This window comes from Prevotella sp. Sow4_E9_plate, assembly GCF_052116205.1.
Lineage (GTDB): Bacteria > Bacteroidota > Bacteroidia > Bacteroidales > Bacteroidaceae > Prevotella.
The window spans coordinates 1-885 of sequence record NZ_JBQKLN010000122.1; the positions used below are offsets into that span (position 1 = coordinate 1).

The 885-nt window shown below is 46.1% G+C and carries 1 protein-coding gene; it reads right to left on the bottom strand.

Going from position 1 to position 885, the window contains the following annotated elements:
• Positions 1-885: IS1380-like element IS612 family transposase (locus tag ACTQ53_RS17510; protein WP_441934592.1), on the bottom strand; the 885-nt coding region annotated here is incomplete at both ends.

The following is an 885-nucleotide window of genomic DNA, read 5'->3' on the forward strand; positions in this document are numbered from 1 at the left end:
AGTGTATTCGCCTTCCCACAGGTCAAGGTCGCCACTGTTGCGTCTTTGTCTCTGGATGACAAGACGATAGCACTTGCCTTCCCATTTCTCAACGAGAATGGAATTGAGTTCGAACTGGATGCCGTTAATCTCCTCCGTCTTCCATCCTCTCAGAGCAAAGATGTCATTGTAGAGCGAACTGCATCGGTTGGCACGGATGTAGAAATGTTTGCAATGCTTCTCTATCTCACTGACGATTTCCTTCGAGCAGGAACCGCAGTCTGCCCTGAAGCGATTTACACGGATGTTCTGGGATTCCAGAAGAGCGAAGAATCTCTTATGGGTGTCTGCCTGATGAAAACGCACATTCGTGTTACCATCGCTGTTCTCGATATAGACTATCTTGTCACCGATAACATATACGCCAGGCCTGTAGCCGAGGAACTTTTTGTAGGTCGGTTTTGCATCATACTTCTCCGTTTCAAGGAACTGATGGTCAAAGTCAACATCGTATTCCTCAATTTCCTTCAACTCGCCTGTAGAAACCAAAGCGTTTATAAGCAATGTGTTGAGTTTGTCTGCAGTATTGAAATCATAGGTCTTGCCTTGGTCGGAAGTATAGGAGATGTTTTCCTGTGTCAGTTCCTTGATGGCTCTGAGGATGGTATCAGAGCTGCATGTACGAAGGGTAGGATGATACGAGAGATGGCGCATCAGTTGTGACGTTACATCTTCCACGCATGAGCCGCCACAGAAATAAACGCTCATCAGCGAACGGACTATCTCGCTGAACTGATATCCGAAGATACTGCTGCATCTCTGACCCAGTGTTGAGTCGATAACGGGTGAAAGCATGGAGTCAAATTTCTCCATGATTGAAAAAATTCCTCCAAAAGGTGTGAGTTT